General features: G+C 43.6%; 24 protein-coding genes, 1 tRNA gene and 1 pseudogene. 14 read left to right on the forward strand and 12 right to left on the reverse strand.

Annotated features, from left to right (window positions below; all coding sequences use genetic code 11):
• The first annotated feature begins 2 nt into the window (after window positions 1-2).
• Both cofH and cofC read left to right on the forward strand, forming a co-directional pair.
• Entirely contained in the window at window positions 3-1,073 is a 1,071-nt protein-coding gene (gene cofH / locus KDK67_RS04380) for a 5-amino-6-(D-ribitylamino)uracil--L-tyrosine 4-hydroxyphenyl transferase CofH (RefSeq protein WP_250867611.1), read from the forward strand.
• Window position 1,074: 1 nt separating this feature from the next.
• Window positions 1,075-1,722 carry a 2-phospho-L-lactate guanylyltransferase gene (gene cofC, locus KDK67_RS04385; protein WP_250867613.1) on the forward strand — a complete coding sequence of 216 codons (648 nt, stop codon included), beginning with the start codon at window positions 1,075-1,077 and terminating at the stop codon, window positions 1,720-1,722.
• Here the strand turns inward: cofC and cutA are convergent.
• Entirely contained in the window at window positions 1,699-2,013 is a 315-nt protein-coding gene (gene cutA / locus KDK67_RS04390; RefSeq protein WP_250867614.1) for a divalent-cation tolerance protein CutA, read from the reverse strand. The two genes, cofC and cutA, sit on opposite strands and share 24 nt — an antisense overlap.
• 322 nt (window positions 2,014-2,335) lie before the next feature.
• Here cutA and KDK67_RS04395 point away from each other — a divergent pair, with 322 nt between their 5' ends.
• Entirely contained in the window at window positions 2,336-2,509 is a 174-nt protein-coding gene (locus KDK67_RS04395; RefSeq protein WP_011499370.1) for a 4Fe-4S binding protein, read from the forward strand.
• Window positions 2,506-3,729, forward strand: a complete 1,224-nt coding sequence (locus KDK67_RS04400) for an NAD(P)/FAD-dependent oxidoreductase (protein ID WP_250867615.1) — start codon at window positions 2,506-2,508, stop codon at window positions 3,727-3,729. Before KDK67_RS04395 ends, KDK67_RS04400 begins: the two co-directional genes overlap by 4 nt.
• A 46-nt stretch (window positions 3,730-3,775) precedes the next feature.
• Here the strand turns inward: KDK67_RS04400 and KDK67_RS04405 are convergent, their stop codons facing one another.
• The 6 genes from KDK67_RS04405 to KDK67_RS04430 form a co-directional block, all read right to left on the reverse strand.
• Complete coding sequence (locus KDK67_RS04405; protein ID WP_250867652.1) at window positions 3,776-5,215, reverse strand: TrkH family potassium uptake protein; 1,440 nt, start codon at window positions 5,213-5,215, stop codon at window positions 3,776-3,778.
• 21 nt (window positions 5,216-5,236) lie between these two features.
• A complete protein-coding gene (gene trkA, locus KDK67_RS04410) occupies window positions 5,237-6,571 on the reverse strand; it encodes a Trk system potassium transporter TrkA (protein WP_250867616.1) in 1,335 nt (444 codons plus the stop codon).
• 120 nt (window positions 6,572-6,691) lie between these two features.
• The gene (dnaJ, locus tag KDK67_RS04415) at window positions 6,692-7,882 is read right to left on the reverse strand and encodes a molecular chaperone DnaJ (RefSeq protein WP_250867617.1); all 1,191 of its coding nucleotides are present in this window, start codon (window positions 7,880-7,882) and stop codon (window positions 6,692-6,694) included.
• A gap of 66 nt (window positions 7,883-7,948) precedes the next feature.
• Window positions 7,949-9,823 (reverse strand): molecular chaperone DnaK, encoded by a 1,875-nt coding sequence (dnaK, locus tag KDK67_RS04420; protein WP_250867618.1) that lies wholly within the window; start codon window positions 9,821-9,823, stop codon window positions 7,949-7,951.
• A gap of 79 nt (window positions 9,824-9,902) precedes the next feature.
• Complete coding sequence (gene grpE / locus KDK67_RS04425) at window positions 9,903-10,478, reverse strand: nucleotide exchange factor GrpE (RefSeq protein ID WP_250867619.1); 576 nt, start codon at window positions 10,476-10,478, stop codon at window positions 9,903-9,905.
• 152 nt (window positions 10,479-10,630) lie between these two features.
• Entirely contained in the window at window positions 10,631-11,044 is a 414-nt protein-coding gene (locus tag KDK67_RS04430; protein ID WP_250867620.1) for a heat-shock protein, read from the reverse strand.
• Window positions 11,045-11,370: 326 nt separating this feature from the next.
• Between KDK67_RS04430 and KDK67_RS14425 the strand changes: the two are divergent.
• The 7 genes and pseudogenes from KDK67_RS14425 to KDK67_RS04465 form a co-directional block, all read left to right on the forward strand.
• Window positions 11,371-11,433: pseudogene (locus tag KDK67_RS14425) on the forward strand (hypothetical protein); the annotation flags it as partial.
• A gap of 93 nt (window positions 11,434-11,526) precedes the next feature.
• Entirely contained in the window at window positions 11,527-12,099 is a 573-nt protein-coding gene (locus KDK67_RS04440; protein ID WP_250867621.1) for an ATP-grasp domain-containing protein, read from the forward strand.
• The gene (locus KDK67_RS04445) at window positions 12,096-13,073 is read left to right on the forward strand and encodes a hydantoinase/oxoprolinase family protein (RefSeq protein ID WP_250867622.1); all 978 of its coding nucleotides are present in this window, start codon (window positions 12,096-12,098) and stop codon (window positions 13,071-13,073) included. Before KDK67_RS04440 ends, KDK67_RS04445 begins: the two co-directional genes overlap by 4 nt.
• Window positions 13,074-13,088: 15 nt before the next feature.
• Complete coding sequence (locus KDK67_RS04450; RefSeq protein ID WP_250867623.1) at window positions 13,089-13,721, forward strand: amino acid kinase family protein; 633 nt, start codon at window positions 13,089-13,091, stop codon at window positions 13,719-13,721.
• Window positions 13,722-13,825: 104 nt separating this feature from the next.
• Window positions 13,826-13,990, forward strand: coding sequence for an HVO_2753 family zinc finger protein (locus KDK67_RS04455; RefSeq protein WP_011499381.1), 165 nt, complete (start codon window positions 13,826-13,828; stop codon window positions 13,988-13,990).
• A gap of 9 nt (window positions 13,991-13,999) precedes the next feature.
• The gene (locus KDK67_RS04460; protein ID WP_250867624.1) at window positions 14,000-14,269 is read left to right on the forward strand and encodes an elongation factor 1-beta; all 270 of its coding nucleotides are present in this window, start codon (window positions 14,000-14,002) and stop codon (window positions 14,267-14,269) included.
• A 41-nt stretch (window positions 14,270-14,310) separates the two neighbouring features.
• Window positions 14,311-14,382: transfer RNA gene (locus tag KDK67_RS04465), tRNA-Ala, on the forward strand.
• Between the two features lie 56 nt (window positions 14,383-14,438).
• Here KDK67_RS04465 and thiI read toward each other — a convergent pair.
• On the reverse strand, window positions 14,439-15,617 hold the full coding sequence (gene thiI / locus KDK67_RS04470; protein ID WP_250867626.1) for a tRNA uracil 4-sulfurtransferase ThiI: 1,179 nt from the start codon (window positions 15,615-15,617) through the stop codon (window positions 14,439-14,441).
• A gap of 248 nt (window positions 15,618-15,865) precedes the next feature.
• Here thiI and KDK67_RS04475 point away from each other — a divergent pair, with 248 nt between their 5' ends.
• Together KDK67_RS04475 and KDK67_RS04480 are read left to right on the forward strand one after the other, a co-directional pair.
• Window positions 15,866-16,003, forward strand: coding sequence for a hypothetical protein (locus KDK67_RS04475; protein WP_250867627.1), 138 nt, complete (start codon window positions 15,866-15,868; stop codon window positions 16,001-16,003).
• A 9-nt stretch (window positions 16,004-16,012) separates the two neighbouring features.
• Window positions 16,013-16,180, forward strand: coding sequence for a hypothetical protein (locus tag KDK67_RS04480; RefSeq protein WP_250867628.1), 168 nt, complete (start codon window positions 16,013-16,015; stop codon window positions 16,178-16,180).
• Here the strand turns inward: KDK67_RS04480 and KDK67_RS04485 are convergent.
• A complete protein-coding gene (locus KDK67_RS04485) occupies window positions 16,165-16,641 on the reverse strand; it encodes a toprim domain-containing protein (RefSeq protein ID WP_250867630.1) in 477 nt (158 codons plus the stop codon). The two genes, KDK67_RS04480 and KDK67_RS04485, sit on opposite strands and share 16 nt — an antisense overlap.
• Before the next feature lie 143 nt (window positions 16,642-16,784).
• On the opposite strand from KDK67_RS04485, the gene KDK67_RS04490 reads away from it, so the two are divergent.
• Window positions 16,785-16,991 carry a hypothetical protein gene (locus KDK67_RS04490; protein WP_250867631.1) on the forward strand — a complete coding sequence of 69 codons (207 nt, stop codon included), beginning with the start codon at window positions 16,785-16,787 and terminating at the stop codon, window positions 16,989-16,991.
• A gap of 63 nt (window positions 16,992-17,054) precedes the next feature.
• On the opposite strand, the gene KDK67_RS04495 is transcribed toward KDK67_RS04490, so the two are convergent.
• The 3 genes from KDK67_RS04495 to KDK67_RS04505 form a co-directional block, all read right to left on the reverse strand.
• Window positions 17,055-17,345, reverse strand: coding sequence for an acylphosphatase (locus tag KDK67_RS04495; protein WP_250867632.1), 291 nt, complete (start codon window positions 17,343-17,345; stop codon window positions 17,055-17,057).
• A gap of 22 nt (window positions 17,346-17,367) precedes the next feature.
• Window positions 17,368-19,275, reverse strand: a complete 1,908-nt coding sequence (locus KDK67_RS04500; RefSeq protein ID WP_250867634.1) for a threonine--tRNA ligase — start codon at window positions 19,273-19,275, stop codon at window positions 17,368-17,370.
• Window positions 19,276-19,569: 294 nt separating this feature from the next.
• Window positions 19,570-20,598, reverse strand: coding sequence for an AI-2E family transporter (locus tag KDK67_RS04505; protein WP_250867636.1), 1,029 nt, complete (start codon window positions 20,596-20,598; stop codon window positions 19,570-19,572).
• Between the last annotated feature and the right edge of the window lie 86 nt (window positions 20,599-20,684).

The following is a 20,684-nucleotide window of genomic DNA, read 5'->3' on the forward strand; positions in this document are numbered from 1 at the left end:
TAATGACCATTCCCGAAGAGATCATTGAACGGGCCCACAGGGGAAAAGCAACAAAGGAAGATGCAATTGCACTTCTGGATGTAAATCCCTTCGAACTTTACACACTCGCAGACAACCTGCGTAAAGAAGCCGTTGGTGATACAGTGACCTATGTCACCAACAGGAACATCTACATCACCAATATGTGCAAGGGACACTGCGGTTTCTGCGGTTTCAGAGAAGAAAAAGGGTACATACTGACCATTGAAGAGATACTTGAACAGGTCGGACAGGCAGAAAAGGCAGGTGCTGTGGAGATCTGCATCCAGGGCGGTTATCTTCCACAACTGGACCTTGAATTCTATAATGAGATCGTGAAGAGCATCCACACCAACTATCCTAATATGACCATACATGGATTCTCACCCATGGAGATCCACTATGCTTCATCCCTTTCAAAAACACCTATCGAAGATGCCTTTAGCGAACTGAAAAAAAGCGGTCTGGGCACACTTACTGGGACATCCGCAGAGATACTTGTGGACCGTGTACGAAAGATCATCTGCGAGGATAAGATCACAACAGACCAGTGGATAGAGACCATCAAGGCATCCCACAGGGTCGGCCTGCGCACCAATGCCACCATAATGTACGGTCATGTGGAGACCTGGGAAGAACGGTTCGATCACATACTGACAATACGTGATATACAGGAAGAGACCGGTGCGTTCACCGAACTGATAACCATGCCTTTCATGCCCTACAACAACAGTGTTGGAGAGGAGATGCTACGTTCAGGGAAGTTTATGACAACCGGAATGGAAGACCTCAAAATGATAGCTATTGCAAGAGTACTGCTCAACAAACACGTGGATAACCTTCAGGCATGCTGGGTAAAACTTGGCAAGAAGCTTGCACATGTAGCTTTGTCCTGTGGTGCAAATGATCTTGGAGGCACTCTTATGGAAGACCAGATCACCCTGGCATCCGGAGGGGCGAATGGGGAATATCTATCACCAGAAGAGCTGGAATGGATCATCAAAAGTGCAGGTCGCAAGCCGATGCTAAGGAATGCATTATACGAGGAAATATAATATGAGAGCGGTCATTCCTTATAAGAACGAAAATGCAAAATCAAGGCTATCTCCAGTCCTCTCAAAGGAAGAAAGAGAAGAGTTCGTAGAGCTTATGCTAGAAGATGTCATTAAAGCCCTTAACGATGCAGGAATGACAACTGTAGACATCCTCACTACCTCAACGGAAGGAATTCCAAAGGAGTTCAAGGGGGATCTCATTGTCACAGAACCCGGACTGAACGATTCTATAAATGAATACTTGCAAAATGCCAGCGAACCCGTATTGATAATCATGGCTGACCTGCCCCTTGTGACCGGCGACCATATCAGAAAGATAACATCAGTTTCAGAAGATGTCGTCATCGTTCCGGGAAAAGGCGGAGGAACTAACATCCTGTTCATACGCCATCCGAACGAGTTCACTGTAAAATATCACGATTGCAGTTTCACAAGCCATTGTGAGATCACTGAAGATCTCGACAAGAGCATGCACATATTCGATTCATTCCTTGCAAGTACCGATATCGATGAACCCCATGATATTGTTGAGCTCATGCTTCACGGAAAAGGAAAGGCAAAAGAATATGCAGAGAAACGGTTCGGTTCTGAGACCGGAAAAGGAAGAGTGAAGATCTCACCCCTATCAAAGCTTTCCAGTTTCATCTGAGATCCACTGCAAATACTCCTCATCCCCGGAAATATCCCAGCAGACGATACATGGAAGCTCATAGCTATGCAGCGACCTTACTGTTTCTTTCAATTCATCAAATCTTTCAGAGATCGTTTTTAGCACGACTGCAACTTCCTGATCTTCAACAATCTTACCACCCCAACGGTAAACAGAGTCCATACGATGAAAATTAGCACATGCTGCAAGATTCCTTGATACCAGCTCTTTCCCCAACATTCGAGCTTCATCCATACTTCCCGCAGTAACGTAGACCATGATATGATGCATATAAAGAAGGACTGTTGTTAGAACATATCAAAATGTCGTTCCGTCCAACATAAGAAAATAGTATAAGTTGTTTTGTACGGCACTATTAGCAATATTACCTGCAATATTGCCAAAAGCCACATACAATACGAACAAAAGATAGATCCTGAAATAACTGATAGTAGTATTATTGTCCTAAAAGAGAAAACTTGTCCACTATTTTTAGCGTCTTATAAGTACTAACATATAAATATCACCATTATGAAAAATGGATGCCACGAAACATATATTATAATGGAAGTAATAATGATAGCAACACATCTGAACTATTCGGTGATAATCAATGAGCATCAGTGTAAATAAATATATATGTGGATACTGCGGTGCATGTGTAGGAGTATGTCCAACGGGAGCTCTGGAACTTGTCGAAACATGGATAGAAGTAGACAATAAATGTACTGGATGTGGCATTTGTCAGAAAATATGCCCGCTCGGAGCCATCGAGGTGAACAGATGAAAGACCACTACGATGTCATTGTTGTTGGCGCAGGGCCGGGAGGATCCATTGCTGCAAAAACCGCAGCAAAGGAAGGACTCGACGTATTGATGATCGAAAAAAGACAGGAGATTGGCGATCCTATCAGATGCGCTGAAGGCGTAGGTAAATTTCATTTAAAACAACATATTGAACCAGATCCACGATGGATATGTGCAGACGTAAAGGGATCATGTATCATTTCCCCGGATGGAACAAAGGTCAAAATGGCAGAGGAGATGTCAGGCGGGGAAGTGGGTTATGTACTCGAGCGGAAGATATTTGACAGGGCACTTGCTAACGAAAGCGCATTAGCAGGCGCTGAGGTTATGGTCAAGACAAGAGCAACTGACCTGATAATTGAAAATGATACTGTCTGTGGAATAAAGCTCATGCATTTGGGGAAAATGCATGAAGTGCGCTCAAAGATAGTTATTGGCGCAGACGGAATGGAATCAAAGGTCGGACGTTGGGCAGGTATTGAAACAGCAGTAAAACCATCCGACATGGAAACCTGTGCACAGTATCTTGTGAGCAATGCCAATATTGACCAGGAATTCTGCTATTTCTATCTTGGGAATGAGATAGCACCTGCCGGTTATGTATGGATGTTCCCAAAAGGTGGCAACAAGGCAAATGTGGGAATAGGTATACTGGGTAGCAAATCCGGAGAGGACAGACCCATAGATCTTCTTAATGCCTTCATGGAAAAGAACATGCCTGATGCCAAGATCATCGAAATGGTCATCGGAGGCGTACCTGTTTGTGGAACTATCGATAGAACGATAGCCAATGGACTTATGCTTGTAGGAGATGCTGCACGCCAGTCAGACCCAATAACAGGTGGTGGGATCATCAATGCCATGGATGCAGGCAAGATAGCCGGAGAAATAGCTGCCAAGGCGATCAGAAATGGAGATTGCTCCACAGATACACTCCAGGAATATGAAGAACTCTGGAGAAAGACGATAGGAAAAGAAATCAACAATAGCCTTATTGTCAAAGAAACTTTTGTCAAATTCACTGACGAAGACCTTAATTCCCTTGCATATTCCCTTAAGGATATTAACTTCACAAGCATGAGCCTTCTTGACCTTTTGAAGGCCTTGTTCAAAGCAAATAAGAAGCTTCTCTGGGACCTCAGAGGAATATTCAAAGATTTCATCAAGAACGACGTTGATTTCAAGTACAAAGCAGAATAAAGCATCTTTTCGCTTCATCCAAGGCTGATGAAGCAATATCTTTTTTTCACCGTTTCCAGAACTCAGGGGTCAGCATCACTATAACAGTGAATACTTCCAACCGTCCGACCCACATATTGGCAATAAGGACAAGTTTCCCTATCGCAGGAACCGTGCTAAAGTTTGCCATTGGCCCTACCAGATTGAAACCCGGACCAATATTACCCAATGTTGCGATCGACGCAGTTATGGAACTTGTAAGGTCCATGCCAAGAATTGTAAGAATTGTAGAACTTAGCAAGAAGATAAGTAAATAGATGACAACAAAGGAAATAATTGCATGCATAATGTCTCCTGGCACACTTTTCCCATTGAACTTCACTGGCCTTATAGCCTTAGGATGAATTGCCTTAAAAAGTTCACGGCGGGCATATTTCAGTAATATAAGGACTCTGACGACCTTAATTCCCCCCGCAGTTGAACCGGCACATCCCCCGATGAACATTATAGCCAGCAGTATGACCTTTCCTGAGTCAGACCATAAATTAAAATCAGCAGTTGCATACCCGGTCGTAGTCAGAATGGAAAGAACCTGAAATACCGCATATCTGAATGCTGTGGGTATCGTATCATAAGTATCCCTCAGAAGGATCCCGGTCAACAGAATAGTTGCGATAGCCACGATCACAAAATAGAACTTGAATTCATTGTCTTTTATGAGACTTTTTTTGTCAGAATATAAGGTCTTGTAATGCAAAGCAAAGTTTGCACCTGCTATGAACATGAACAATGTGATTATACCTTCTATCAAAGGACTGTTAAAAGCAGCAACACTATCAGCATATGTGGAAAAACCACCACAAGCCATTGTGGTGAACGTATGTGTAGAAGCATCGTAGAATGACATCCCTGCTGCAAGTAACAGTATAAGTTCAAGTACCGATATCGAGACATAGACCGCCCACAGTATCTTTGCGGTTTCCCTTATTCTCGGCTTGATCTGATCCTCTTTTGGACCTGGAGCTTCTGCGCGGAACATCTGTCTGCCAGCAACCCCCAATTTCGGAAGAATGGCAATGAACAACATAATGATACCCATTCCACCTATCCACTGGGTCATACTTCTCCAGAACAAAAGGCTTCTCGAATGACTTTCAATATCCACGAAGATCGTTGCCCCAGTAGTTGTAAAGCCTGACATGGATTCGAACAGAGCATTAAGAGGAGTTACACCATCGAACATGTAAGGGATAGAACCAAATAAAGCAGCTGCAAACCATCCAAATGCAACTATGGCAAACCCTTCTCTTTTTTCCCATTCGTCCTCACCGGTGGATACGAACCTAAAGGAAAGCAGAGACCCAACAATTGTCGTCACTGCGAAAGATACTGCAAAAGGATAGGGGGACTCGCCGTAATACATTGCGACTACCAGAGGTATAAGCATCAAAGGCCCAAGAAAACAAAGAAGAGAACCCAATACGTTAAATACTACCCTATAGTTTATCAAAATAGAGACCTTCCGATTTTACTTGAACAACCGTTCAACTTTTTGATGTGCAGAAGGTAATAAGAACACAAGGACACGATCCCCTTCTTTAATGATATAATTACCACGGGGAACGAATGTATCCCCTTTATGCACCACCATACATACCAGAGCACCTTCAGGGAAGGGTACGTTCTTCAAAGGTTTACCGGTCACTTTGGAGGTACTGGATGCATTATACTCTATGATCTCGGCCTTTTCACCTTCGATCATTGTCAATGCTTCAATACCAGTACCCATCGTCAATTTCAGAACTTCATTGATCGTAGCTTCCCTTGGACTTACCGCACGGTCCACGCCCACCAATTCGAACAATGGCACATAATCAAGATGGTCAGCCCTTACAATAACCTTCTTTGCACCAAGTTGCTTGGACAGAAGAGCACATAACAGATTTTTCTCATCACTGTCAGTAACGGAGATGACGACATCCATATCCTGGACACCTTCTTCTTTTAGAAGATGTATATCGGTCCCATTTCCTTTCAAGACAAGAACTTTAGGAAGGAGATCTGCAATAGATTCACATCTATCCAGATTCTTTTCAATTATCTTGATACTCGTGTTGCTTTTCTCCAGAAGCTTTGCAAGATAGAAACCAACTGTCCCACCGCCGATAATGAGAACTCGCTTCACACTGTCCGTATGTCCGGCAAAGAGGTTACCAATGTCCATCATGGCATCGGATTTGCCGATGACCACAACATGGTCACCTTTGTGAATGACATCGTCACCATGTGGAATGATAATATTTGATTCTCTATAGAGTGCACTCACGATACAACATTCAGAAAGATCAAGGTCTTTCATTTTTTTGTCAACAAGATCGCTTTCATCCGATACAACGAATTCCATCATCTTGACCTTTCCATCTGCAAACACCTCAGCATCTATTGCAGAAGGCATAGAAAGGATCTCAGCGACCTCAGAAGCCAAAGCAAGCTCAGGGCATATCATGACATCGATACCTACCTGAGTGCGCGTTGCAACAGGCCTGTCGATATAATCAGGGTTCGTTACCCTCGCCATTGTCTTGAGCTGTTTGTGTAAAGGAGATATCAGCTTGGCAGTCGTGCAGGTAACAATGTTCAATTCATCTGAACCCGTTACGGCAACAAGGAGATCAGCATCGTTTATCAGACGCTCAAGAATAGAAACATTAGCACCATTCCCCTGGATCACCTGTACATCAAGTTCATCAGCTCTTGCACATGCATCCTCATCAATATCAATGACAACAACATCATTGTTGAGATAGAGAGAACTTGCAATATGAAATCCTACTTCTCCAGCACCTACGATAATGATCTTCATAAATCACACAGCCCTGTGAAAATAATTGAAATTATAAAGAATGGTTAATGAAACATATCTATGTTAAAGCTTACTGCAAAAATAAAAGAATAAAAAAAGAAAAATGTTTAGGCACGTGTCTCAATCGACAGTGCCAGAAGAATTATCAGAGGTGGAACTTTCAAATGCGTCCTTCAGCTTATCAAAGAACCCCTTTCCTTTCGAACCCTTATGATCACCGTTACTGAGCATCTCGAATTCTTCAAGTAGCTCCTTTTGTTTACCGGTAAGGTTCGTAGGTGTTTCGACGATCACTCTGACAAGCTGGTCACCCTGGCCATGCCCGTGAAGATGAGGCATACCTTTACCCTTTAAGCGTAATACAGAATGCGTCTGAGTACCCGGTTTGATCTTCATCTTCACTTTCCCGTGAAGTGTCGGAACCTTTATCTCAGTACCCAGGGCTGCCTGTGAGAATGATATTGGAATTCCATAGACAATGTCATCGCCAACACGCTCGAATTTATCGTGTTGTTTGACATGGATGACAATATATAGATCACCTGGTGGTGCACCGGAGCTACCAGCTTCGCCTTCTCCAGACATCTTCAGGCGCAGACCTGTATCAGCACCCTTTGGAACTGAGACACCCATCTTACGCACTTTCTTTTGCTTGCCTGAACCTCTACAGACAGGACAGGGAGATTCAATGACCTGACCCTTTCCATGGCAAACATCACAAGTGGTTGTGGTCATGAAATTTCCAAGCGGTGTTCTCCTGGCATGGGTTACCTGGCCGCTGCCACGACATGTGGCACATGTCTTAGGGCTTGTGCCTTCCTTTGCACCGGTTCCCCCACATGTTTCACAATTCTCTGCACGTGGGATATTGATCTGTACCTTTTCTCCGAAAGCAGCCTGTTCCAGCGTTACGCCAAGGTCATACCTCAGGTCCGAGCCTCTTGTAGGTCCCTGCCTGCGGCGCCCTCCGCCACCAAAACCGCCGAAGCCGCCACCGCCTCCGAAAATACTGCCAAAAATATCACCGAGGTCACCAAAATCGCCAAAATCAGCATTTCTAAAGATATCTTCTGTACTGTATCGACCATCGATACCCGCATGTCCAAAACGATCATACTGCGCTTTTTTCTCAGCATCTGAAAGGACAGCATAAGCTTCGGAGATCTCCTTGAACTTCTCTTCAGCATCCGCTTCTTTGTTCTTGTCAGGATGATGTTTCATCGCAAGTTTGCGGTAAGCTTTTTTCAACTCAGTATCAGATGCATCTTTCGATACACCAAGTATTTCATAATAATCTCGCGTGGTCGACATTAGAACTCCTTTAAAGGTAAATTAAAGTGCAGATGGAAATCATCTGCACATATTGCCTTCAGGTATTTATTTGTCTTCGTCAACGACTTCATAGTCCGCATCAACGACATTATCATCTGATGCAGAGCCAGCTGATGAAGGACCACTTGCATCTTCAGAAGCTTCAGCACCAGCACCAGCACCAGCACCAGCCTCTTTCTGAGCTTTCTCGTACATTGCAGCAGAAACCTTATAGACAGCTTCCTGAAGTGCTTCGGTCTTGCTCTTGATAGCCTCGAGGTCTTCCCCTTCAAGTGCAGTGTTCAGCTCAGCTATCGCAGCTTCGATCTGCTCTTTCTGCTCATCGGTTGCAACATCTCCAGCTTCCTTCACGGTCTTTTCAGCAGCATTGACAAGAGAGTCAGCATTGTTCCTGATCTCGACCTCTTCCTTGCGTGCCTGATCTTCCTCAGCGTGCAACTCTGCGTCCTTTACCATCCTTTCGATCTCCTCATCGGACAATCCGCCAGGTTTCTGTATGGATATGGACTGTTCCTTACCAGTTCCGAGATCCTTTGCATTGACATGAAGGATACCATTGGAATCGATATCGAATGTTACTTCGATCTGTGGCATTCCCCTTGGTGCAGGTGGTATGCCGTCAAGCACAAAACGACCGAGGGTCTTGTTCGCAGATGCGATACCACGTTCACCCTGCAAGATATGGATCTCCACAGATGGCTGGCTATCTGCTGCAGTTGAGAATATCTGGCTCTTCTTAACAGGAATAGTAGTGTTCCTCTCGATAAGTGGTGTTGCAACGCCTCCGAGAGTTTCTATACCCATTGTCAGTGGTGTGACATCGAGAAGAAGAACATCATGGACCTCTCCACTAAGTACGCCTGCCTGAATAGCTGCACCAACTGCAACTGCCTCATCTGGATTGATGTTCTTGTATGGGTCCTTTCCAATGAAGTTCTTGACAAGATCATATACTGCAGGGGTCCTTGTAGAACCGCCGATAAGAAGTACACGGTCAATGTCCTTTGTGGTCAACTTCGCATCACTAAGAGCCATCTTCATTGATTCGAGAGTCTTAGCCACAAGGTCTTCGGTCATCTTCTCGAACTGTGCCCTTGTAATGTCAATATCGATATGTTTTGGCTGACCATTGGAATCCGCTGTAATGAACGGAAGGTTCACATTTGTAGAAGCAACACCGGAAAGTTCGATCTTTGCTTTTTCTGCAGCATCACTGAGACGCTGGAGAGCAGCCTTGTCATTTGACAGATCGATACCTTCAGCCTTCTTGAATTCCTCAACAAGGAACTCTGTGATCCTCTGATCGAAATCATCTCCACCAAGGTGAGTATCACCGCTTGTGGAAAGTACTTCGAATATACCATCGCCTAACTCAAGGATTGATACATCGAAGGTACCTCCTCCGAGATCGTAAACGAGGATCTTGTGGTCGCCTTCCTCTTTGTCAAGACCATATGCAAGAGATGCTGCAGTAGGCTCATTGATGATCCTTAGGACCTCAAGACCTGCGATCTGCCCTGCATCTTTGGTTGCCTGTCTCTGAGAATCATTAAAATAAGCAGGTACAGTGATAACCGTCTGAGTGATGGTCTCACCGAGATAAGCCTCAGCGTCATCCTTGAGCTTCCTCAGGATCATAGCGGAAACTTCCTGCGGAGTGTAATCCTTACCGTTGAGATTGACATTATAGTCACCTTCACCGATATGACGTTTGATAGAACTTACACTGTTCCCAGGGTTAGCTATCATCTGTCTTTTTGCTACCTGACCTACAAGCTTGTCTCCCTTCTTAGAAAAACCAACCACTGATGGAGTTGTCCTTCCACCTTCAGCGTTTGGAATTACAGTAGGTTTACCGCCTTCGATCACAGCCATACATGAATTAGTAGTTCCAAGGTCAATACCCAATATCTTTCCCATAATAATACCTCACTTATATTTGATTAAAATCAGATTAACGATAGATCTAGTTATTTCTTTCGTAAACGATACGATCCGTTCATTCCTCATCCGGATTCTGTGCAACTGTGACCATCGCATGACGGATGACCTTTGAGTTTAGCTCATAACCGGCTTTGCAGACATCAACAACATGGTTGTCAGCATGCTCAGTGGTCTGCACATGCATCATGGCCTCATGAAAATGGGGATCAAATTCCTTGCCATCGCAATCTATCATCTTAAGACCTTCTTTTTCGAGGATAGATGTAAATTGCTTGAACACCATTTCAACGCCTTCTATAATGGAGTTAACATCATCTGCCTTTTTAGCAGATTCGAGAGCACGCTCAAAGTTGTCACGTACCTCAAGCAACTCGACCATTATTTTTTCAAGAGCAAATTTTCGAAATTCTTCTTTTTCCCGCAGGCTTCGATTTCTGAAATTCTCAAATTCTGCCCTCTGGCGCATTATTTGTTCATTTAGTTCAGCGATCTGAGAATCACAGGAAGTTTGCAGATCCTCTGTGCTATCAGAAGCATTTTCCTTTAAGGCTTCTACATCCTCATCTGCACAGCAAGTACAAGGATCGGACTTCTTCTCAGATTTAGATTTCTTTCCAAATTTACCTGTCATTTCTCACGACTCCGCCATAATTTGTGAGCGGTATAATTAATAACAGCTGATTGTTTGATGTTCTATAAATAGGCATCGGTTAGAAAAAATACGTAATACTAAATATCATAGACAAAAAAACAAGCACAAACGCGGGTCCTGATCAGATAGGATCAGGCATAATCGGTTTGCATCTTATAAGATAATAATTTGACAAGCAACATACTGGCGATCATACACAACGCAAGTGCGGAGACCATCTTATCCCAACCCAGTGCCTCAAGCCCACCAGTTCGCACAAGCTCAACGCCTCCAAAGAATGAAAAAATGGAGATCGTAGCTGCAAATGAGACCACACACCCGCCAATAAGTGCACCGACCTGATCGGCACCCCTCATTTCAAAGAAGACAGAACCTACAATGAACAATACAGCAAAGATCAGTAATATCATTGAAGATGGCATCGGACTTTTACCGGTCGCGAAAATGTTCATTACACCCAAGGCCATGCCTACCATGAATAAAGACAATGTGCCTGAAACTGCCAGTGCCTGTACAAAAGGATTATCTGAAATATCTACATCCATCCTTTACATCCCTCGTTCACTAATTGTATTGCTGCTATATATATTAATTGTTAAGAATATAGCCTTAAAAGAATCGAATATAGAATAAAGTCACAGTAAATAACAAATAAGATGATATAATCTCAACTTATATGAAAATACTTCTTTCTGAATACGCTGTCAGCACAGGGATGAGCGGCACCTACCTCCTGGAAGGAAAAGCAATGCTATCCACCCTGACATCCAGCTTTTCGCGTCTCGGGCACGAAGTGATATACACAACCTCCGATACGACCATCTAGCATGGGAAACCTGTCAGATCATCCGAAGAAGATATCGAAGCAACGATAAGGAAATGTGCCAAAAAATGTGATGCGGGACTCGTTATAGCCCCCGAAGAGATCCTTCCGGGACTTACAGCAATAATTGAAGATAATACACTGAACCTTGGTTGTTCCCCGGATGCAGTATCCATCTGCTCGGATAAACTTGAGTGCACCAGAATGCTCGAAAATGCAGGGCTTGCAGTCCCCAGAACATATGCACCCGGACAAAGGATGCCACTGGAAGGATGCTGGGTAACAAAACCCAGATATGGTTGTGCATCTGAAGATACTTTTGTTTGCCACCGACCAGATATTAAAAGCAGCCATATTGCGACCGAATATATCAAAGGCGAACATCTAAGTGTTAGCCTGATATGCGGAAAAGAACAGCTCCCCCTCACAGTGAACGCACAGAGGATGGAGATAGACCCCACAAAGGATGCTTCCAAGATCGAATATTGCGGTTGTACAACCCCATACAGAACAGATAGAGAACAAGAGCTCTATGATGTAGCAAAGAAAGCTACAAGAGCATTAGGCTGCAATGGATACATAGGCGTGGACATCATACTTGGGGACAGACCGTACATCGTAGATGTCAATCCAAGACCTACAACATCCCTTGTGGGCATTACAAAGATAATGGACAAAGAGATAGCAGAACTTCTCCTCAAGAACGGGATGAGAGAAACACTGCCAGAAATAAAGATAACCGGAGAATATTCATTCACCAAAGAGGAACTGAGATGAGATATATAGGAATAGACATCGGCGGAGCAAACACCAAAGTTGCATCAAGTGATGGCGAGATTACAGAATTGCTCTACATTCCGCTCTGGAAAGACACGACCCTTCCATCCGCACTTAAGGAACTGGCAAATAGGCTTCGACCCGACGGATTGGCAGTTGTTATGACAGGAGAGCTGGCAGACTGTTTTGTCGACAAGGATGAAGGTATCAAGTTCATAATGGATGCAGTGAACAACGCCTTCGACTGTGAAGTGAAATACGTCAACAATACAGGGAATTTCCAGGAAAGGACACAAAGCAGCAGAGAACTTGCCGCTGCAAACTGGGCTGCATCTGCCCGCCTGATAGGAGAAGAAGTTGGAGATTGCATTTTTGTGGACGTAGGCAGCACCACCAGTGATGTGATACCCATCAAGAACGGAAAACATATTGCAGGACACACTGATTTTTCAAGATTGCTTAGAGATGAACTGTTCTATGCAGGTACACTGCGCACGAACCTTGCGGCATTACTTGAAACCGTGGACCTTGATGCTGGTACATGCAGAGTATCATCTGAGCTCTTTGCAAATACCGCAGATGCATATATGCTGCTTGGAGATATCGATAAAGAACTCTATACATGCGAAACCGCAGACGGTGCAGGCAAAAACATGATCGACTGCATGAGAAGACTTGCGCGCGTGGTCTGTGCAGACCTTACCGAAATATCAGAAGATGATATATACAGGCTAGCAAAGAACGTTAAGGAAAGACAGATAGAACTGCTATGTAATTCAATATCCACAGTTGCCGAAAAGAATGACCTTGATATGATAGTATCGGCAGGTTTGGGAGAGTTCATGGTAGAAGAGGCTGCAAAAAGGCTCGGTTATGACTGTTTCTCAACTGCGGACAAGTGGGGCAAGGATATATCAAAGGTATTTCCCGCATATGCTGCGGCCAGATCGATGGATAAGGAAAAGAACGAATGATAAGGGAAATTGCTCATGAAGGTCGTCCTTAAACTTGGAGGAAGTCTGATAGACAGATCAGCAGACCTCATAGAGGCCATATCTGACCACTTTGCCGGAACCGAAGGGAATACGCAAGTGATCATCGTACCCGGCGGTGGGATCTTTGCCGATAATATACGCAGGATATCCGAAGAGTATTCACTCACGGAAAAAGCATCCCACTGGATGGCCATAGCAGCAATGGAACAATATGCACATCTCCTCGAAGATATGACAGGGATACCAACCATAGAGGATACCAGCAATGTCAACGAAAAGGTATCAATTCTGCTCCCATACAGACTTTTGAAGGATACGGATGAACTACCCCATTCATGGGATGTTACCTCTGACACCATTGCAGCATGGGTGGCACAAAGAATGAATGCAAGATTTGTCAAAGCCACCGATGTTGATGGTATTTTCAATGATGGGAAAATGATAGAGGAGATGACCCAAAGAGAACTTGAGAGGATGGGAGAAACATGCGCCGACCGGATGTTGTCCACAATGCTGATAAAGCACGGTATGGACTGCATGATCGTGAATGGAGATCATCCGGAGAGAGTGGTTGCAGCCATTGAAGGTAAAAAAGTTATAGGAACTTACATCAAGGGGAATACTTAAATTATATACCGCGTATGTACAGAAACCGTTAATAGCTTATAGCGATACAAAACGTTTCGTTCCAGCATCATACAATTTACTGAATTAAAAAGGAGATTTATAATATGGCAAAAGTTGAACAATGCACATCATGCGGAATTCACCTTGTTGAGAAAGGGTTCACAAGACTCCCTTGCCCAACATGCGAAACCGAACTTGGAAGATGTACCAAGTGCAGACAACAGAGCAACCCTTACACATGTCCAAAATGCGGATTTGTAGGACCCTGAGGAATTATAATGGGTGAAGTAGCAGCAACAATGAAGATCATGCCAGAAGGTGTAGATACCGACCTGGATGACCTTAAGATCAGGCTTGAAGCAGCATTACCAGAAGGCGCATCTATCTTCGGCTCAGAGATAGAACCTGTTGCATTTGGTTTGAAAGCGCTCAAACTAGTAGTCCTCGTTGGCGACCTCGAAGGCGGCACAGAGCCTGTAGAAGAAGCTTTTGCAGCAGTTCCTGGTGTAGAGAGCGTACAGGTCACCGAATTGGGAAGACCTGTTTAATTTTTAATTTTTTTTATTTCTCTTTTTATTATTTATCTATAGGGCTCGTAGATCAGGGGGAGATCGTTACGTTCGCAACGTAAAGGCCGCGGGTTCAAATCCCGTCGAGTCCATTAGAGAGATCATTGAAATAAAGTAATAAGATGAATAAAAAAGAGTAATAAGAGGATTATTCATCCCCCATATGGATCACTTTTGCGTTAGAGACCGCTTCATTAACAAGAGCTTCAATGTCCACTTTTTCTTCTTCTTTGACAATGGAACCAAATGTTGCTTTCACCTCTGGGTTAACAGGAACGGCACCACAGCCTGAAGTTGGCATTATTGAAATATCATAGGAACCAATGCGTTTGGCAATATCGATTATTTCGGTTTTGTCAAGCCCTATGAGAGGGTGATAAAGCGGAATTCCCAGACCATATATCTCAGCATGCATATTGGCAGCGGTCTGTGAAGCCACCTGACCGATGGATGAGCCTGTGATGATACCATCAGCATTCTCTTTTTTCATAATTTCATATGCCATACGATACATTGTGCGTTTACAGAGAAGACAGGTATTCTTCACAATACACTTCTTCATAAACTCGTCAAGGTTCTTCCCATGAGGGACCTCATACATTTTCATATGATCCGCAGGAGACCATTTTTGAAGCAGTTCAACAGCTTTGATCGCACGTTCAAGTGCTCTCTCATCAGAAAAAGGTATGTTGTTCGCATACACCGGGATAACCTTCACACCACGCTTCATCATAAGCCATGCTGCAACCGGAGAATCGATGCCCCCTGACATCAAAGCGACCATCGTACCCTGACTACCAAGCGGAAGACCCCCCACACCTTTGACAATGTCTGTAAAAACATAGGCTTTGTTCTGCCTCATTTCAACGGAGATCTCACGATCAGGATTTGAAAGGTCCACCTTAGGAGTTTTTCCAATAGATTCAAGCCGGGTCCAGACCGCATCCCCGCATAATCTGCCAATGTCCGTGGAAGAAGGGCCCTCTTTTCCCACACGACGTGCACGAATTCCGAAGGACTCGCCTTCATTTATAATATCGGTACCAATATCGGCACAAAGCTTTGCAGCTTCATCAACATCAGCCTCTATAATTTTAGCAGCCGATGTGGAAACAACACCAAAGACATCCGCGGCTGCTATTGCAGCTTCCGGGTCATCAGAAGTAATGAAGATACGACCCCATTCACGATGAACTCTGGAAAAAGATACTTTTTTCTGCCTCAACATAGCCTCAAGGTTCCTTACAAGGATCCTTTCATAGAGATTCCTGACACCCGGACTCTTGAGTGCTAGTTCTCCATACCTTACAATAACCACATCGAACATGGAGCATAGTAATCATACATGGGTTTTAAGCTATTTGGTAGAGGCAAATGATAGCAATTATCAGAACATATAGGAAAGGTATATATATAGATGAATCACCTATGTAGGGTTATCCATAAGGACGAAGACTATATTGAAATGCAATATAGAAGAAAAGAGTGGGTTTGGGGAGTGGGATTTCCAATACACTTTTTTACGCCACATAAACGCAATATTACTTACATATCATTAATCGGTGGGGGTATATAATGAAAATATTAGACGAATGTCCAAAGTGCAACTCAGAGCTTGAGCTAGAAAATGACAGCTTGCAGGTATGCAAAGTATGTAAATACTGGACAAAAGCAGGAACTGCAAGACTTGATTCGATCACAATAATGGGATAAGGCGATCTTATGACAGGTTCACTAAAATGCCATCGTTGCGAGATCGATCTTAAGCGTATGAAGATGGGAAGCAATCTCATGCACTACTGCAGTAAATGTGGCAGTACAACATCAGTAGAGACCAGTTATAAAAGTGCCACACGATCAGGCACATATCGTGATCAGATATCGATCTGATCACCAGTAACTATTTTCCTTAATTTTATAACATAAGTGTAAAGGCTTTCAACATCCTTGATCTCTTTTTTAACCAAAGAACTTAGCTTATCACGTAGCTGCATATCAACATCAGCACCGAGATATACCAAGTCCTCAGAAAGTTTCGCGGCAAGGATGTTACCCCTCCGGTCCCAATCAGTAAGAACGATGACTCGTTTCTTCTCACTTGCAACCCTTTCAGAGATCTCTGTAAGAGGGGACTGAGTAACAAGTTCGATAGAACCATTAATGCCAAGCTTTTTCAACGAAACAATGTCACGTTTCCCTTCAGCCAGAATAATATCCCCATTATTGGAAGATTCTATCAGCTCAGTAAGTATGAGCTCGATCGATTCGAGCCTCCACTGATAGTCAGAAAAGGGAGCTTTCAAATGATCCTTAATTGCAGAGGATCCACTGCCAGGAGGATATTTTGACATTAATATAGAATATCACACACAGCCCTAAATAATCATCCCAAACTGACATAATTTATTTCCCATAGAACGATAGCATTATATAGAGAGATTTATGAAACTTATAATGGATGGGACAATTGATCGTGTCATCAGGAGTGGTAGAAATGAGTTGTATATTTTGTGGAAAAACATGCCTGGAAGCAGGTGTTGAAGGAGACTATGGCAACGACATGCCCGAAGGCAGAATAATAGGTCGCAGCCATGTTTGCATGGATTGTATCATAGAACTAAAAGAGGTTCTGGGATTAGAGGATATTGAAAAAAAGGTTGCTGAAACTGAATATGAGATGTTCGAAGAAAGTAAACGCTGAATTTTGAACATATCCTTTTGGAAAAAGAAATATCCCAGACAATAACGACCATAGGTCGAACTATCATCTTTTGATAAAAAAGTCTGTGAAAGTATCAGAGAGAGCTATCCAGCCAACTTCAATACTTTCAACATTTGATAGCTCAGGACCAATATGTAAATGATCCAACAGTTCTGAAATGCAGGACCTTTTCCCCTGAGCAACCACTTTGACACGACCATCCGGGAGATTTTGGGCATACCCCATCAGACCTAAACTGGTAGCGGTCTTCTGAGTAAATCCCCTGAAATATACTCCCTGAACCCTGCCAGAGACATATATCTCCGCACAGGACACATCATCTGTCGCAGTCATAAATTCAACACCAGACAAACCATTAAATGAACTTTGGCCTCATGGAAAGCAGTTTTGCAAGAGGAAGACTGCGATACGGCATATCACCTATCTCGTTGAATACGCGTTCACTCAACTCTTCTGCAGTCATTTCCACCTTCATCGGCTTCTTTGGCTCAGATTCTGCACGAATTGTCACAGTAACCTTGCCGCTCTCGACCTCACTATCACCTATCACTGCCACATAAGGTATCCACTCACGACCTGCATCGCGTATCTTCTTACCAACGGTCTCTTCCCGGTCATCAATATCTGCACGACACAAGAGAGAATCAGCGACCTCTTGAGCGAAATCCATATGCCTTTCAGCAATTGGAATAACACGCACCTGAGTCGGTGAAAGCCAGACAGGAAGATTTGGAACCTTACCCCCTTCTGCATCCATTGCCGCCTTTTCAAGAAGTGCATAGATACACCTCTCGATCGCACCGCTTGGAGAACAATGCAATACAGTAGGACGGTTCATCTCGCCATTGGCATCAACATAATTGATATCATAACGCTCTGCATTCTCCACGTCTATCTGCACAGTGGAAAGTGCACTCGCTTTTGCTGTCGCATCAACGAAATTGAACTCGAACTTAAGTACGAAATAGAAGAATCGAGTATCCCACATCTCCACAAGAACAGGCTTATCGACCTTCTTTGCAAGCTCGGTTATGAACTCCCTGTTATCTTCATAGAACTCACGGGTAAAGCGAATAGCAACCTCAAAGTCACTCACATCGATACCGATCTTACGAAGAATATCAATGCACATACTGTACTGTTCGCCAAACTGGGAGATAGCAGCTTCCATGTCAGGACAGAGAGTATGCATATCAGGCATTGTGAACGCACGAAGTCTGCGAAGCCCGACAAGCTCGCCACGTTGTTCTTTCCTGAAACTGTACCTCGTCATCTCGATCATCTTAAGAGGGAGATTCTTGTAAGAGATCGTCATGTCATGGTTCATGAGGAACTGCCCGAAACATGCAGCAAATCTCAAGAACATACTCCGTTTGTCAGACTCGATGGAGTACTGACGTGCCGGGAACCGGTCAAGGTACTTTTTCAAGGTCGGGTGATTCATATCATACATCAATGGAGTCTCAACTTCCATTGCCCCGATCTTTGAAGACTCCTCGAGAACGAAGTTCTCGATAAGTGATTTCATCATCCTGCCTTTTGGGTAATAGCGCATGTTACCGGAATCAGACCCAGGTTCATAATCCGCGATCTCGAGGCGGCGCATAAGTTCAACGTGAGGAGGTGCCTTCTCGATGTTCCTGTTCTTGGATATCTCATAGTTCACGAACTTCTGAAGATTATCATGCCCTGTAAGATCAAAGGTTTCCGCATCGTGGAGCTCACCATCTGGTGTCAGGATACGCCAGTAGGACTTTGCAGAATCCTCTGCTTTAAGAGCCTCAGAAACAACCTCTTTCTTTTCAGCATCTATAGAGACGACCTCTCCACAAGGTACAGCACCTTCCGGCCTGATAGTACGTGAAAGTTCAGAAAGCGGATGTCCTTTACAACTGATACTGAATGCCTTGTACCAGCCAAATGGAGCCCTCATGACATTGTACTTACCCTCAAGTGCCTTTTCAATACTTTTTAGGACTGAAACAGCTACTTTCGGAGACGAAAGGTCGGAGCTTAAATGCGCATAAGGATAAAGCATTATGCTCTCTGCCTTGACCTGACCTGCAACATTCTCTATCTCAGAGACTGCACGATCTATTATCTCCTGAGGGTTTGCTTCATCGAAGCTCTCAACGGCCATGAATGCCGTAAGTGCGTCCTCAAGACGACCCTGCTTAAAGGACTCTTCGATATCTTCCGCTACAGGAGTGCTCTTTTTTACTTCGTATTCGATATAATCGGAATGGATGAGTAATAATTGCATGATTTCACCGCTTGATGGCCCTGTTAACAGAACAAACTCTACAATGTTGAAGATAGATCAAGATCTGAGTATCTCCAGTAAAGATCGTAAAGACAGGATGATTACTTGATGTCTTGCGACATGTTATACATACATTCTTTAAATATCCTTTGTGATGAGAACGCAATGGAATTTAGAAGAAAAGGACTATTCGCCAATTAAAGACCATACCCCATATTTTTGCATTGGGCTTAAATGAGAATAACAATGGAAGAAGCTCTATTTTAGCAAGTCCTGAACAACAGAGATAATAAGTCATTCATCTACTGAAGTCTCAGGCGGAACATACTCCAGATTCTCCACATAAACACGGTAAGCTGATACCAAAGTACCAAGAAGTATGGGTGCTGCAAAGAAACCCGCGATACCGCCAACAAATGCACCGCCGAGGAAGGCCAGCATTATCAAGAAAGGATGAATGTGTGACTTGATGCTTGCAAGATAGGGACGCAGGAAAAATTCAGGCGGAGCATAGATAATTATCGATGATACAACAAAGAAGATCAGCGCACTTTCAAATCCCAAACTGAAATAACGTATGATCGTAAGCACTACCAAGACCATATACCCTGCAAACATTGGAATGGCCGATGCTACGAATATGAGAGTTGCCAGTGCAAGTACATGCGAAAGACCGAAAGCATAGAACACTATGACCGAAAGAGTGCTCACTGAGAGTGCTGCATAGGCATTTCCTATGAAGATCCCACTGAGGATAACATCCATGTGATGGACATATCTTTTAACTACATGCTGATTACCATTTGGAATTATTCTAAGGACAGAACGATAAAGTCCATCCCCGTCCGCAAGAAGGAAATAACAAACTAGAACAGCAACTAACAGATTGATCATGAACATTGCGATACCGCGGGCATAGGATACGAAAACCAGATTTCCAAGAAGAGGAAGAATGGAGAGAGATGAAGTCCATATTGTCTGCTGAATGTTCTCGTAATAAGCATCAGGAATATTGAGATTGCCAATGAAATTGAGTAGAGATTCAATGACTGCGGCCTGATTCTCAGTGATCCATATAAACTGATTGGCGATCTCGATTATGCCCATTCCAAGTATCATCACAATAGGTGTCACAATGAACATCGTAGCCACCAGAGCACCGAGATGGCGTTTCATTTTTATAAAATTGTAGATCGGACGGGCAATATATGCGAATACGAGCCCTAGCATGATACCATCAGCAAGGGGTAGGAGAATGATGATGAATAGTGAAAAAAGTAGAACTAACGCTACACCAAGGATCAGCTTCCATTTGGAACTCATTTGAGGGAACAATTTGCCCGATATATCTGTGACCATTGGATACACGCTAAATATTTGTGAATAATATTAATAAGTATATAATATAA

The sequence above is a fragment of the Methanococcoides seepicolus genome (genome assembly GCF_023684405.1).
Lineage (GTDB): Archaea > Halobacteriota > Methanosarcinia > Methanosarcinales > Methanosarcinaceae > Methanococcoides > Methanococcoides seepicolus.